Annotated in this window: 12 protein-coding genes and 1 tRNA gene; 6 read left to right on the top strand and 7 right to left on the bottom strand. The window is 66.4% G+C overall.

The features are described 5' to 3' along the window. The first annotated feature begins 80 nt into the window (after positions 1 to 80). The 5 genes from VF557_03480 to VF557_03460 all read left to right on the top strand — a co-directional run bounded on the left by VF557_03480 (position 81) and on the right by VF557_03460 (position 6,997). Complete coding sequence (locus VF557_03480; protein HEX8079248.1) at positions 81 to 1,808, top strand: hypothetical protein; 1,728 nt, start codon at positions 81 to 83, stop codon at positions 1,806 to 1,808. Between the two features lie 303 nt (positions 1,809 to 2,111). Continuing rightward, positions 2,112 to 3,239: a 50S ribosomal protein L11 methyltransferase gene (locus VF557_03475; GenBank protein ID HEX8079247.1), complete on the top strand. Its 1,128-nt coding sequence runs from the start codon at positions 2,112 to 2,114 to the stop codon at positions 3,237 to 3,239. 29 nt (positions 3,240 to 3,268) lie between these two features. After that, positions 3,269 to 4,660 carry an iron-containing redox enzyme family protein gene (locus VF557_03470; GenBank protein ID HEX8079246.1) on the top strand — a complete coding sequence of 464 codons (1,392 nt, stop codon included), beginning with the start codon at positions 3,269 to 3,271 and terminating at the stop codon, positions 4,658 to 4,660. 348 nt (positions 4,661 to 5,008) lie between these two features. Continuing rightward, complete coding sequence (locus VF557_03465) at positions 5,009 to 6,319, top strand: ATP-grasp domain-containing protein (GenBank protein HEX8079245.1); 1,311 nt, start codon at positions 5,009 to 5,011, stop codon at positions 6,317 to 6,319. A 30-nt stretch (positions 6,320 to 6,349) separates the two neighbouring features. Next, positions 6,350 to 6,997, top strand: coding sequence for a LysE family translocator (locus tag VF557_03460; GenBank protein HEX8079244.1), 648 nt, complete (start codon positions 6,350 to 6,352; stop codon positions 6,995 to 6,997). Between the two features lie 26 nt (positions 6,998 to 7,023). Here the strand turns inward: VF557_03460 and VF557_03455 are convergent, their stop codons facing one another. From VF557_03455 to VF557_03435, 5 genes are all read right to left on the bottom strand, one after another. Next, the gene (locus VF557_03455) at positions 7,024 to 7,641 is read right to left on the bottom strand and encodes an RNA polymerase sigma factor (GenBank protein HEX8079243.1); all 618 of its coding nucleotides are present in this window, start codon (positions 7,639 to 7,641) and stop codon (positions 7,024 to 7,026) included. A gap of 74 nt (positions 7,642 to 7,715) precedes the next feature. Continuing rightward, on the bottom strand, positions 7,716 to 8,498 hold the full coding sequence (locus tag VF557_03450; GenBank protein HEX8079242.1) for a phosphatase PAP2 family protein: 783 nt from the start codon (positions 8,496 to 8,498) through the stop codon (positions 7,716 to 7,718). Further along, positions 8,495 to 9,373, bottom strand: a complete 879-nt coding sequence (locus tag VF557_03445) for a diacylglycerol kinase family protein (GenBank protein ID HEX8079241.1) — start codon at positions 9,371 to 9,373, stop codon at positions 8,495 to 8,497. Before VF557_03445 ends, VF557_03450 begins: the two co-directional genes overlap by 4 nt. Beyond that, positions 9,370 to 10,077 (bottom strand): phosphatase PAP2 family protein, encoded by a 708-nt coding sequence (locus VF557_03440; protein ID HEX8079240.1) that lies wholly within the window; start codon positions 10,075 to 10,077, stop codon positions 9,370 to 9,372. Before VF557_03440 ends, VF557_03445 begins: the two co-directional genes overlap by 4 nt. Beyond that, a complete protein-coding gene (locus VF557_03435; protein HEX8079239.1) occupies positions 10,074 to 10,886 on the bottom strand; it encodes a DUF1206 domain-containing protein in 813 nt (270 codons plus the stop codon). The genes VF557_03440 and VF557_03435 overlap by 4 nt, the downstream gene beginning before the upstream one ends. A gap of 159 nt (positions 10,887 to 11,045) precedes the next feature. Between VF557_03435 and VF557_03430 the strand changes: the two genes are divergently transcribed. Beyond that, positions 11,046 to 11,133: transfer RNA gene (locus tag VF557_03430), tRNA-Ser, on the top strand. A 28-nt stretch (positions 11,134 to 11,161) separates the two neighbouring features. Here VF557_03430 and VF557_03425 read toward each other — a convergent pair. Next, positions 11,162 to 11,881 carry a haloacid dehalogenase type II gene (locus VF557_03425; protein ID HEX8079238.1) on the bottom strand — a complete coding sequence of 240 codons (720 nt, stop codon included), beginning with the start codon at positions 11,879 to 11,881 and terminating at the stop codon, positions 11,162 to 11,164. Positions 11,882 to 11,945: 64 nt separating this feature from the next. Further along, positions 11,946 to 13,433 carry a mannitol dehydrogenase family protein gene (locus VF557_03420; protein HEX8079237.1) on the bottom strand — a complete coding sequence of 496 codons (1,488 nt, stop codon included), beginning with the start codon at positions 13,431 to 13,433 and terminating at the stop codon, positions 11,946 to 11,948. Between the last annotated feature and the right edge of the window lie 679 nt (positions 13,434 to 14,112).

Below are 14,112 nucleotides of genomic sequence, written 5' to 3'. Positions count from 1 at the left end.
CACGACTCGGGGGCAACAGGGTTCAGGCAACAAGGTTCGGACAATAGCGCCCGGCCAGCCCCGAAACGATTGGCTCACACATGCGGTTCAAGCTGACAGCCAGCGCAAGCGCGGCTGCGTTGGTACTCGGATTCTTCGTCGCGGTGGTGGCGACGGCGCCACCGGCCTCGGCGTCGGTCGCCAGCCAGGCAGCCGCCGCCGTCCGCTACGCCAATGAGCGGGGCTACCGGTCCTCCATCGCTGTGATGGACACCCAGACCGGAGCCTTCACCGGCGCCGGGGACTACAACAGCACCTACGCCTCGGAATCGCTGGTGAAGGTGTTCATCGCGACCCGGCTGCTGATGACCGGGCAGATGTCGGGCTGGAACGAGAGCGCCGCCTACCGGATGATCACCCAGTCCGATGACGCCGCCGCCAGCGCGCTCTACGGCCGGGTCGGCGGCGACGGCATCGTCGACTGGATCGAGCAGGCGCTGAACGTCCCCAACATCGGCTCGGGCCCGCCGTCGCCCGGCTGGTGGGGCGCCACCCGGGTCACCGCCAGCGGAATGGTCCGGTTCTACAACGCGGTGCGGCACCGCCCGGCCGTCTGGAACTGGCTCGGCAACGCGATGCACAACGCGACCCCGTACGGATCCGACGGCGTGTACCAGTTCTTCGGCATCCCGAGCGCCACCACCGGCTTCGGGGTCAAGCAGGGCTGGGGCAATGACAACCCGCAGGGCCAGCCGGCGTTCAACTCGACCGGCTATGTCAACGGTGACCGGTACGCGGTGGCCATCCTGACCCAGGGCGGCACCTACGGCACCCCGATCGCCAACATGCTGACCGCCCAGGCCAAGTTGCTCATGCCGGGCGGCAAGATCGCCAACGACAGCCCGTTCGGCGGGGTCAGCAGCTGGTCGGTGCACGGGCGCTACCTCACCGTCAGAGGCTGGGCCCTGGACCCGAACGCCCTGTCCAGCGGGCTGCGGATCTTCTTCTACGTCAACGGCAAACCGTTCACCTACGTGCAGACGACCGAGCCGCGCGGTGACATCAACGCCCACTACTCCGCGACCGGCAACCACGGCTTCACCAAGGCGCTGAAGCTCGCCAACGGCGCCAACAACGTGTGTGCCTACGCCATCAACGTCGGAGCCGGCAGCAACACCAAGCTGGGCTGCAAGAGCGTGCCGCTGAACGGATCGCCGCTGGGCGGCATCAGCTCGGTGACCCAGAAGGGCAACCTGGCCACCTTCACCGGCTGGAGCTTCGACTACGACGCTCCGCACACCGCGCTGACGGTGGTGGCCAACGTCAACGGCAGGTTCGCCGGCGCGGTCGGCTCCACCGTGTCGCGTCCGGACATCAACCAGGCCTTCCGGGGCACCGGCCTGCACGGCTACCGCATCTCGGTGCGGCTGCCGGCCGGGTCCAGCACGGTCTGCCTGCACGCGCTCAACCAGGGGCCGGGCACCGAGAGCCGGTTGGGTTGCAAAACATTCAGGGTGTCGCTGTCCCCGATCGGGATGATCGACTCGGTGACGGTGCAGGGCAGCCAGGCCGTGGTCAGCGGCTGGACCTTCGACTTCAACAACACCTCGCAGGCGATCGGTGTGGTGATCGACCGCAACGACAAGCATGTCGCGTGGGGTCCCACCACGATCGAGCGCAGCGATGTCAACAGCTCGTGGGCCATCACCGGCAAGCACGGGTTCAGCCGCACGGTCCAGTTGGCCGCTGGAGCCAATGAGCTGTGCGTCTACGCGGTGAACATCGGATCCGGCGGCAGCAACCCACTGCTCGGTTGCCGGACGGTCTGACCTAGCTGGTCAGCCCGGGCTCCTGGCTCGAGCCTTCAGGCAGCGGTACCGCCTGGGCTCAGCCAGGCCGTCGACGACCCGGTCTGCCGCGAGGGTGCGTGAGATCGGGTGGTAGGGCACCTCACCGGTGCGACCCACAGCTCGGGACAAATCCTCTCTAATCCACTGCAACCAACCCGTGCGGAGCGGTGTTCTTGATAGTTGAGGACCGCTCACCGGGTTATCTGCCGACGCTCGTTCCTCCAGCTCACCCCTGCCTTCACCGACATTCCTGCCTCGCAATCCCAAAGGACGGACCCGCCCATGACGGCAACCCCGGTCACCTCGCAGCGGGCATACCAGCATGCTCCCTTCGCGCCCCGCCCCTTACAACTCGCCAGCGATGATGCGAACCCTGCCACCAACGATCTTCTAGTCGCGTCCCTGCAGGCCCACCTCGCCGATCTGCAGCGCACCGTGGACAGCGCGAGCGCGCTGATGAGCCGACTCAGCGAGCCGGCCACTGCCCTGGAGCTGATACGCCGGTATGCGGCCAGGCATGTGCCTCGCTGGCACTTTCCGATGCTGAACGACAGGCAGCGCAATGACACCTTCGCGGCGGCTGTGAGGCAGGTCGTGAAGCCGGGTGACCACGTGCTCGACATCGGGTCCGGAAGCGGGCTGCTGGCGATGCTCGCCGTTCAAGCCGGCGCCGATCGAGTGATCAGCTGCGAGGTGGACCCGCTGCTGGCTGAGGTCGCAAGGCAGGTCATCCACAGCAACGGGCTCTCTGAGCACATCACCGTTGTCCAGAAGCTATCGACGGATCTACGGATTGGCCGGGATCTGGGCGGACGAGTAGACGTCATCGTCACCGAGATAGTTGATTGCGGCCTTATCGGTGAGGGTCTGCTGCCGACACTTCAGCATGCGCGACAGGAGTTGCTCAAGCCTGGTGGCCGGTTGCTGCCTCATGCGGCTCGCGTATACGGGGCGGTGCTTTCCTGCCCAGCGGCCCGCTCGCTCAACTCGGTGCAGGCTGCTCTCGGATTCGATGTCGCGACGATGAATCACCTGTCCACACCTGGGCACTTCCCGCTCCGGTTGGCCACCTGGCCGCATCAGTTGCTCTCCGATGACGCGCAGCTGTTCGCAGTGGACTTCGTCGAGGAACCACTGGTGGATGGCTGCCAGGTGCTGCGACTGCCCATCACCGCGACGGGGGTCGCCGACGGCATGCTCGCCTGGTTCCAGCTCGATCTTTCCGAAGGGATCCAGCTCGACAACTCCCCCAGCAACGCCGGCTCGCATTGGATGCAGGCATACGTGCCCTTTCCCCAGGCCTGGCCGTTGAGCGCCGGCGAAGTGGTCGACATCGAAGTCCGCTGGCGAGATCTGCACATCACGGCAAGGCCTCTGGCACGTGAAGCGTTGGACGGTGACCCGCGATGAATTACGTGCCCCCGCCCTACCATCCGGATGTGCTCAGCGGCGCCGAGCTGACCGCGGCGATCCTGCGGTATGCGACCAACCCCATCTATCTCGACAACGAGGAGTGGGTGAACGAGGACAATCCATACCGACGCCAGCTACGACCCCAGGTTCTGCCGCACCTGGTGTTCGACACGCCGTTGCGACGCGACCAGGTCTTCAACTACGAGAGCCTCGCTGCGCACCGCATGCTGACCAGCATCTACGAGGCTGATCTGGTATTCCTGCCGAAATCAGAATTGACTCCGGAGAAGTACCGTGACTTCCATTCGTTCTACTCGCCCCACAACCGCTCTCGCGGTGAGGTGATCCGCCCGGCCTTGGAACGATTCGCCTTCGGTTTCCTCGATGACGAAGTCAGCGTTTCGGGGGACTGGGACGCCGAGTCGCTGGAAACCTTCCTACGTGATCTTGACAACCGTGTGACGGGCGCGGTTCTCCCGGCTGAGAAGGCGATTCGCGAGTCCAGTGATCCCCAACGGGCCGCGAAAATGTGGCTCATCCAGTTCGCGCCGGACTTCTTGTCCGAGGCTTCGCCGATGCTGCGTAACTTGCTGGGCAACATCGGCAGCATCCAGTCCGAGTGGTTCAAGATCGTCATCGACGAGTACGGGTACGGCGTTCACGAAACCAAGCACAGCACCCTCTTCGAGCGAACCCTCGACTCGGTGGGACTGAAGGACGACGTCCACCGGTACTGGCAGTACTACCTGCCGGGCAGTCTGTTGATGAACAATTACTTTCACTACCTGGGTAAGAACCATGAGATGTTCTTCCGGTACCTGGGCGCGCTGTTCTACACCGAGACGACACTGGTGGACTTCTGCGCTCGGGCGGCCGGCCTGCTCAACGACGTGTTCGACGGCGCCGCGGATGTCGAGTACTTCACCGAACATGTCCACATCGACACCCACCACGGCCGGATGGCGCTGGAGAAGTTGATCCTGCCGGTCGTGCGCCGCTACGGCGCGGTGGTGATCCCTGAAATCCTTCGAGGTTACGAGGAATTCCACGTGATCGCTGAGATCGCTGACGAAGACTTCGTCTCCCAGATCGCCTGGATGGACGCGGGCCCCACCAACAAGTCCCTTCACGATCCGGTCTACCAGTCCGTGGCCGAAGGGCGGGTGACCGCACCGGTCGCGCACATCGTCGAACCGTTCGGCGAGCTGTCCAACACCCACAGCCACCAAGGCGACGAGCTCTGCCACATCGTCACCGGCACCATGAAGTTCGTCAGCGGCTTCGATTCCCACCAGATCCTGCAGGCCGGCGAAGGCACCGTTATCTGGCGTGACCGCCTGCACGGCGCCATCATCGAGTCCGACGAGTGCGTGTACGAGATTCACTCGGTGGGGGATTACAAGAAATGCATGTCGTGAAGATATCCACCACCGGACTGGGGAACTGCGCTGAGCTCAATCAGGTTCCTTATGTCTATGCCAGCACCTCGTTCGGGGCTTTCGTCTTACCGGCGCGCTGCCCCCACCGAGGCGGGCCACTACATCTGGCACGGGTAGAAGGCGGTAGTCATCGCTTGATCTGCCCTTGGCACGGCAGGGCGACGCCAGTCGGCCGGGCCGCACGGCACGGGCTACCGGCAGTGCGTCGCGGCGACCGGGTCTCGATCGTGTTTCCGGGTGACCGGCCCGACGATTGCCTCGTCGTCCACCGTCCGCTGTCCCCGGATATCAGCTTGCGTCCAGGGGATCGCCCCACGAGCGTGGCACATGCCTGAATCGGGTTCGTCCTATGACCCGCACGGCCCTGCGGTGATTGTCGATCCGTACTCCTCGGGTGCGCAACTGGCGCCGGCGTTCACCGCCCGCGGCATTCCCGTGGTCGCGTTGCTGACAGCGCCCCGCCCACCTGCGGTGTACGCCAGCTCCTACCGTCCGCAGGACTTCGGCACGGTGCTGATCCACGAGGGTTCGATAGCCGGCCTCGCCGCCAGGGTGGGGGCACTGCGGCCTCGCTGCGTCCTGGCAGGCACCGAGTCGGGCGTGGAGTTGGCTGAGAGGCTGGCGCCACTGGTCGTCGCCGAAGTGGCTAACGTCGCGACACTTGCGGATGCGCGCCGGCACAAGGCCAGAATGGCCGAAGCTGTCGCACTCAGCGGCCACCGGACTATCCCCCAGGTATGCGCGAGCGACCGGCAGCAGGTCACGCGGTGGATTCAGGAGACCGGGCTGTCCGGTTCAGACCTGGTGATCAAACCACCCAAGAGTGCCGGCACTGACGGTGTCACCTTCGTGCCCGGCGGCCGGGGCTGGGCGCGCGTCTTCGACAAGGCTCTCCACAGCACCAATCAGCTGGGAATCGTCAATGATTCACTGGTCGTCCAGCAGCACATCGCAGGCACCGAATACGTGGTCGACACCTTCAGCCATGATGGGCTCCACACGGTCACCGACGTCTGCCGCTACACCAAGATCCACAATGACTCGCAGATGGCTGTCTACGACACGATGGAATGGGTCGATCCGAACACGCCTGTCGTAGCCGAGTTGGTCGAGTACACCCGCGGAGTGCTCGATGCCGTCGGCATGCGCTTCGGGGCCGCACACGTGGAGCTGATGCACACAGAGTCCGGCCCCGTCCTCATCGAAATGGCCGCCCGCTCGCACGGCGGTGGCCAGCCCCGGTTCTGCAAGCTGGCGACCAATGACAGCCAGATCGAGCGCACGGTCCGCTATTTTGATGGCGACCACGACATCTCGATGTCCTACCAGCTGGTCAACCAGACCCTGATCGTCTTTCATATCGTGCCCAGCACGTCTCAGGTCGCCGATACCGACGGTATGGACCGCATCCGGAAACTACCGAGCTATTACGAGTCGAGTGCCAACTTCAAGCCCGGCGACCATATCGAGATCACCAAAGATTTGTTCGGAAGCCTGGCCGTCGGCTTCGTGGTGCTCTCAGGCCAGGATCGGGCGGCACTGTGGAAGGACTACGCCACCATCCGATCCATCGAAGCCGAGATGTTCCGCCCTTGCTCGCCAGCCTCGGCTGCCGATACGGCACAGCAGCCAGCGTAATCACAGGACTGATCAGTCAGTGAACCGGCGATGACGGCCGTCATCTCGTGGCACTTCCTGTTCGCTGCTGTCGTGGTAATCGTGACACCCGGGCCGGATATCGCCTTTCTCACCAGCATCTTGCTGCGAAGTCGCAACAGGCGTGCCGCGATCCTGGCCGCCAGCGGCATGATGCTCGCCGGCATCGGCCACGCGGCGCTCGGTATCGGTGGTATGACGCTGGTGTTGTATGACCATCCCGGCCTGTTCCTGACGCTTCGAGCCTGTGGCGCTGTGATTCTTGCCTGCTACGGCCTGGTCATCCTCAAAGGCCTCATCGATCAGGCTCGAGCAGATCCCGAGCCGGCTGGCCTGCCGGCGGCGGGGGCAGCGAGCGCGGCCAGGCCAGTACGGCATCCCTTCATCGCAGGCTTTGGTTGCACAGCGGCAAATCCCAAGGTAGGCCTTTTCTTGGTGGCTTTCCTGCCGCAGTTCGTGCCTCACGACGCCGCGACAACAGCGGCTCTGCTATCACTGGCGACGACGTATTTGGCGCTGGGAGCGCTGTGGCTCGCCTTCTGGATCTACTTGATCGGCCGGCTCCAGGACGCGCCGGCGCTGGTCCGCATCCGGCCGGCGACTGAGCTTGTCATGGGTGTCGTCCTCTTGTTCTTTGCCGCCCGGCTCGCAATGCAGTGAACAGTCCTGCGAATGCTCACGGTCCTTCAGGCGCTCCTGCTGGGGACTCCTTCGCCTCCTCGGAGCTGTTCGGCATACATACGTCGAAGCGCAGTCATACCTCGTGATATATGTGACTTGGCGGTCCCCTCCCGGCAACCCAATATCGACGAGATCTCGGCAATCGGAAGGCCTGCGACGTGACGCAGGACCACTGCCGCACGTTGCGCCGGTGAAAGGTAGGACAGCATCTGCCGCAGTTCGACGTTGGCTTCCCGACGCAGCACCTGCTCCTCCACGCCGGCTCCGGCATCCGATTGGTCAGGAGGCTCCGCCATCCTCACCTCCGCTACCCGCCGGCTTTCGTCACGTAAGCCGTTGCGCCAGGTGTTGAGCAAGATAGTGAGCAGCCAGGCCCGGGGCTCGAGGTTGAGCACCCGTTCCTGCGGAAAGCTTTGCAATGCTCGAAAAGCCCGAAGAAAGCATTCGGAGGACAGGTCTTCGGCCTCGATCGAAGAATGGGTAAGCCGGAACGCGACCGCATAGACAGTGCGGCCGTACATCCGGACAAGCTCGACGAAGCCAGCGCCTAAATCGTTCGTAATCGCCAGGCGCAGCTGGGTGAGGTCGTTTTCTTGATCCACTGCGGAGCTGTGTGGATACATCGGTCAATATTAGCTCATAGTACTAAAAGGGCATAGAGAACAAACCAGGCTTGACCATCAGGCGCACCGGCGAGTCAGGGCGCGATCTGGTCGCGGTGCTCTGGCTCCAGCCCCTCCCTGAGGCCACCGACCCGCTTCCCCTCTTCCCGACGCCAGGTCCTGAACGCGCCGGCCATGCCGATCAGCCATACGGTTCCGATCAGCAGGGACCCGATCACGTCAGACAGGTAGTGCGCGCCCAGTGCGATCCGGGAGAAGCCGATCAGCAGCGCGAGCAGGCCGGCCACCAGGACAGCCAGCGCCCGCCAGCGGCGGGGGATGATCGGCAGGAAGACCGCGAGCAGCACGCCGAAGCCGACGATTGCCGCCTGCGCGTGCCCGCTCGGAAAGGACTTGCCGGGCGCGACCACCAGCGGGTCGCTCAGATGCGGCCGGGCCCGGTCCACCAGCAGTTTGATCAGGTTGTTGAGCACCGAGCTGCCGACCACGGTGACCGCGACGAACAGCGCCAGCCGCGGCAGGCCGCGCCGCCACAGCCAGCCGGCGACCAGGGCCATCACCAGAAACCAGACGACCGTCTTGCCTGAGTTGCTGAGGGCATGCATCACCCAGGTAAAGGTGGAGTGCTCCCGCGAGAAGCGGTTCATGTCGAGGGCGATGTCGCGGTCCAGCCGCAGCAGCGCCGTCGAGGAGGTTCTGACCAGCACCAGCAGGAGGACGAACAGCGCCGCCGCCACCAGGGCGATGGCGAACACCACCGCCGTCCGGCCGGCGAACCGGCGCCGGCCCGCGTTCTCACGCTGCTGGCTGGCGCTCTCATCAGTCTGCCCGCGCCCGGGGGGCCCGGAGGCACTCACGGGCGCACGCAGCGCAGGGTGAGGGCCGCGGGCAGCACCTCGACCCGCAGTTCGGTCGCCTCACCGCGGAATTCGCCGTCGAACTCGATCGGCAGGGCCACCGCCGACTCGATCGTCACCCGCTTGCCGCGCAGGATGTCGGCCTGCCGGCCGGCATTGGCACGGCGGCGCAGGATCCGCCACACCAGCGCCGGCCAGTCCCCGAAAGTGCGGGGTTTGAGCACGATCACGTCAAGGTGCCCGTCGTCCGGGCTGGCGTCGGGCATCAGCGTGATGCCGGCTTCGAGCTGGCCGACGTTGCCGACCAGCACGCCGATCGCCTCGGTGCTCAGCGGCAGGCCGTCGTCGACGGCGATGGTGAACTGCGCGTGCGGGCTGCGCCGCAGGGCTCGGGCCATACCGCCAAGATAGGCCAGCCAGCCGAACCGCCTTTTGAGCTTCTCATCGGTGTCCCGGATCAGGGCGGCGTCGAAGCCCAGCCCGGCCATCACTGTGAACCGTTGCTCGCCGGCCTCCAGCACGTCGATCAGCCGCTCGTCGGCGCCGAAGGCGACGTCCAGCGCTTGGCCGAGATCCAGCGGGATGCCCAGGTTGCGGGCCAGCAGGTTGCCGGTGCCGACCGGCACGATCGCCATCGCCACCCCGGTGCCGGTCAGCGCGCCGGCGCAGGCCGCCACCGTGCCGTCCCCGCCGCAGACCAGCACCAGCCGCGCGCCGGCCGCGATAGCCGCCGCCGTCTGGCCGCCGCCGCTGTCCTCGGGGGTGGTCTCGAACCAGAGCGGCTTGTCAGGGCCGCAGCGCTTGCTGATGGCAGCCTTCAGCGCCGCCAGGTCGTCGATCTTCGCGGGATTGAGCACCGCGGCGACGCCGCTCACGCCGGCCGGTGGTGCGGTGATGATCGCCGGCCGAGCACGAGCGCGCTGGTCACCGCCAGCCAGCAGCAGGCCAGCAGCAGGCCGCCGGCCACATCGCTGGGGTAGTGCATTCCGCGGTACAGCCGCGACGTCGCCACCAGCACCGGCGCCAGCACGGCCAGCGCGAGGGCCAGGTTCCGCAGCCACACCCTGGCGCCGAGTCGCCAGGCCAGCACCGCTAGGCCGCCGTACAGCGCGATCGATGCGGCGGTGTGCCCGGACGGGAAGCTCGAGGTCGGCGGCGCGGAGTCCAGGCGCGGCACCGGCGGTCGGTCCCGGTCGACCAGCATGGTGGTGCTGACGAAGATCGTGACCTCGCCGATCACGGCCACCGCCAGGAACAGCGGTTCGCGCCAGCGCTTGAGCCGCAGCCGGAGCGCCACGAAGGCCAGCAGCCCGATGGTGATCACCGTGATGGTCTCGGCGAGAAAGCTGCACACCGATGTGACGACATTCCATGGATGGCTGCGGTTGGCCGCCAGCTCCCGGTCCACCGAGACGTCCCAGCGCACCAGGGCACTGCGGCTCCACTGGTCGCCGAGCAACTGGCCGATCAGCACCAGCACCAGCCAGAGCAGCACCGCGGCGGCGAGCAGCCACAGCGCGGTGGCCCGCCAACCGGTGTCCTGCCGCCGGTCCTCGGGCTTCTGCGCCAGTTGGCTCACGTGCGTCGCCAGGCGGCCTCGGCGTAGGCGTACAGACCGAAGGCGATCAGGCCGACCGCGCACACGGCGATCAGCAGCCGGCCGGTGTCGGAGTCGGCGACGGTGCTGCGCAGCGCGCCGTCCAGGCCGCGGGCCTTGCTCGGGTCGTACTCCCAGGCGGCCCGGATCAGGAAGAAGCCGACCAGGCCGAACACCACGCCCCGCGCCGTGATGCCGAAGGTGCCCAGGAACCAGACGATCCGGCGGCTGCGGGTCGGCATGTCCTCCATCGCGAAATGCTTCTTGAACTTGCGCATGATGCCCTGGAACATCAGCCCCAGGCCGATCCCGATAATCACGGCGCCGATGATGCCGATCACCCATCGGCCGAGCGGGTACTCCATCACCTTGGAGGTCCACTGCTGCTGCTGGTTGGCCTGGCTCTTGCTGCGAGCGGTCGCCAGGATGGTGAAGGCGCTGACGGCCAGACCGGTGTAGATCACGCCGCGGGCCAGCGACTTCAGCCGCGGGAGCTTGTCGTCCTTGCTCTTGCCGGTCACGCCGAAGGCGGCCTCGGAGTACCGCCAGAGCGCGTAGCCGACGAACCCGATCGCGATCAACCACAGCAGCAGGAAGCCGCCGGTGTGCCGGGCGACCTCCTGCATCGCGCCCCGCTGATCTGCCTCCGGGGTGCGCTTACCCAGCACCAGCATCACGGCGAAGAAGCCGAGCAGCAGGTAGATGGTGCCCCGGGCCGCGAAGCCCAGCTTGGCCAGGCCCTTGAAGCCATCGCTGTTGGACACTCGTTCCGCGGTCGTGCCTGCTGTCATTTTCCGCCCCCAGGAGTTCGGCGAAGAGTACCTCGGTTCAGGCCGTCAGCAGTCACTGTTGTTTCCTGAGGCCTCCTGGCACCCCGTCCGGACGGGGTGGCGCCGGTCAGGGAGTACCCGCGCCACGGCAGCATCGCGGCCACCCGTATCCTCTTCGACGGAGGATTCGCATAGTGGCCTAGTGCGCACGCTTGGAAAGCGTGTTGGGTTAACGCCCTCAGGGGTTCGAATCCCCTATCCTCCGCCAGCTTCCCTGGACGCCTCTCGCCCGCCGCTCAGCTCTTGGCCGCCCGGGCGACCTCGGCGAACGAGATCAGGTCGGGAAACTCCAGGTCGTAGGAGTACGCCTCGGCGGGCTCGGGAGTGGCGCCCTGGCCGGGACGCCCGGATCGGCGATTGATCCACACCGACGGCAGCCCGAGGCGCTTGGCGGGCACGTGGTCGTGAAAGAGGCTCTGGGCCACGTGCAGCAGCCGCTCTCGCGGGACGCCCAGCTCCTTCAGCGCCTCGTCCAGGGCCTGGAAGTGGTTCGGCGCGGGCTTGTAGGCGCCGACGTCCTCGGCGGTGATGATCCGGTCGAACGTCACGCCCAGGCGCTTGTTGGAGCCGGCGAAGCCTTCCCGGTGCACGTTGGAGACGATGATCAGCTTGTAGTCCCGGGCCAGGGACGCCAGGGCCTCGGGTGAATCGTCGAAGGCCGGCCAGTCCGGAACCGAGGCGCCCAGTCGCTGCGCCCATTCCTGGCTCACCGGCGCCCCGAGCTGGTCGCCGGTGCGCCGGAAGGCCTCGGCGAGAACCGCCGAGTACAGAGCCTTCGGGGTTTCGGTCTCGACCTGGGCCTCGTGGTCGCCGTAGGCCAGCAACAGCTCCTCGTCGGAGATGTCCAGGCCGGATTCACGGGCCCACGCGGAAAGCACCGCGGCGAGGCCGGTCTCCCAGTCGATGAGGGTTCCGTAGCAGTCGAAGCTCAACGCGTCGTAGTCGGCGAGGTTCATGGCGTGCTCCTTCGCGGTCGAGCCTAGCGAGGTTGCGCTAGATCCTCAGCTCGGCGGTCGCCGCTCAGCGCGTTGGTCGCCGCTCGGCCATCAACGCCTCCAGGGTCTTGCGGGCGCCCCGGTCATGCAGGGACTCCAGCGCGGCCAGGTAGGCCGCGGTGAACCGCTCCTGCTCGACCAGGTCGTCGAACAGCTCGCGGTTGCGCAGGAACGCCAGCGGGTCCCGGCGCTGCTGGCGCGCCGCCGCGGTCACGGTGTCGGCCAGCCGGTCCACCACCTGAATCGGGTTGCCGTCCTCGTCCACCCCCTCGGCGTAGCGCGCCCAGCTGGCCACCACCGCGGCCGCCAGGGTGATCTCGCCGCCGGTGGCCAGGTTCTCCCGAATCACCGGCAGCACCCACTTCGGGATCCGGTCCGAACTCTCGGCGCACAGCCTGGCGATCGTATCGCGCACCTGGTCGTTGGAGAAGCGCTCGATCAGCTTCGCCTGGTAGCCCCGCAGGTCGATGCCCGGCACCGGCCGCAGCGTCGGCGTCGCCTCGGCGCGCATGTAGGCCAGCAGGAAGTCGGCGAACAGCGGGTCCTGAGCCGCCTCGTGCACCAGGCGATAACCGGACAGGTAACCGAAATAGCACAGCGCCTGGTGGCCGGCGTTGAGCAGCCGCAGCTTCATCAGCTCATACGGTTCGACGTCGGCGACCAGTTGCACCCCCGCGTCCTGCAGCGGCGGCCTGGCCGCGAACCGGTCCTCGGCCACCCACTGGGTGAACGGCTCGCACACCACCGGCCACTGGTCCTCGACGCCGAACCGGGCGGCCAGCTCGGCCCGGTCGGCGTCGGTGGTCACCGGGGTGATCCGGTCGACCATGCTGCTGGGAAATCCGACCTCCCGCTCCACCCACTCCCCGAGCGCGGGGTCGCGCAGTCGCGCGAAGGCGGCGAAGGCCCGGCGCGTCACGTCGCCGTTGCCCTGGATGTTGTCGCAGGACAGCACGGTGAACGGCGCCAGACCCCGGTCACGGCGGCGAACCAGCGCCTCGGTGATCAGGCCGAAGGTGGTGCTCGGCACGGCGCCGGGCTCCAGGTCGCGCCGGACGGCCGGGGCCTCAGAGTCGAACTCGCCGGTGACGGCGTGGATGTTGTAGCCGCCCTCGGTGACGGTGAGCGAGACGATCCGGGTCCTCGGGTCAGCCATCCGCTCGATCACCGCCTCCGGGCTCTCGGGGGCGAACAGGTAATCGACGATCGAGCCGATCACCCGCGGCTCCCAGGCGCCGTCCGGGTGCTTGACGATCAGGGTGTACAGGTAGTCCTGGGCGGCGAGCGCGTCGGCCATCCGCCGGTCACCGGGCAGCACCCCGACACCGCAGATCCCCCAGTCCAGGGCCGCGCCGTCGTTCATCAACCGGTCCAGGTACATGGCCTGGTGCGCCCGGTGAAAGCCGCCGACGCCGAAGTGGACGATGCCCACGCTGACCTGTCCACGGTCATAGCCGGGCACCGCCACCTCGGGGGCCAGCGCGGCCAGGTTCGAGGCCGAGAGCGCCACCATGGTTAGCTCCTTCCCGACCCGAGTCGTGAGTCCATAGTGGCCTAGCCGCATGCGGGGCGGTTATGTCATCAGCCTGGTCACTCACTCCGCCCTTCGCCCCGGGCTCTACTCCAAATCAAGCATGACGAGCGCGGCATCAAGCATGACGAGCGCGGCCGGCGCTGGCTCACTGAGCAGCAGGACGCCCTTCTGCAGGCTCTTGGGTGTCTGGGGGTAGCAGGCCCCGGGCACAGGGGTGATCGTCCAGGAGCACGACCTGGAACTCATCGGCGTGCGCTGGGGCACGCTGCGCTTTTCGCGCACTCCACGACGCCCTGGGCGGCGGCGTAGACCACTCCACCCCCACATTGCCCGTATCCTGCATCGAGCTTGAGCTATACCTCACTCATCAGATCACTTACTAGCCGGATAGTCAGCCAGGTTTAGCGCCACACGCCGAAGAAGTCCCACACTGGGTTCTCGGCTTGCTACCAGCTCTGCCTTAAAATCAAGGACACGTCCTCGCGCATCGAGGCTGCCAAGGACATGGCCGCGCCTTCGTCCTCTTCTGAGAGGATCAACCGCATTTGAGTTGAAAGAACTAGATCAAGGCGTTCTCGAACCTCGACGGGGACCGCTTCATATGGTTCCCATGCTGAAGCTAACAACTCTATGACATTGGTTAGAACGAACAGCCGAG

The organism is Jatrophihabitans sp. (genome assembly GCA_036389035.1).
Lineage (GTDB): Bacteria > Actinomycetota > Actinomycetes > Mycobacteriales > Jatrophihabitantaceae > Jatrophihabitans_A.
The sequence above is the reverse complement of the archived record's forward strand: the minus strand, read 5'-3'. Positions and strand labels throughout refer to the sequence as shown.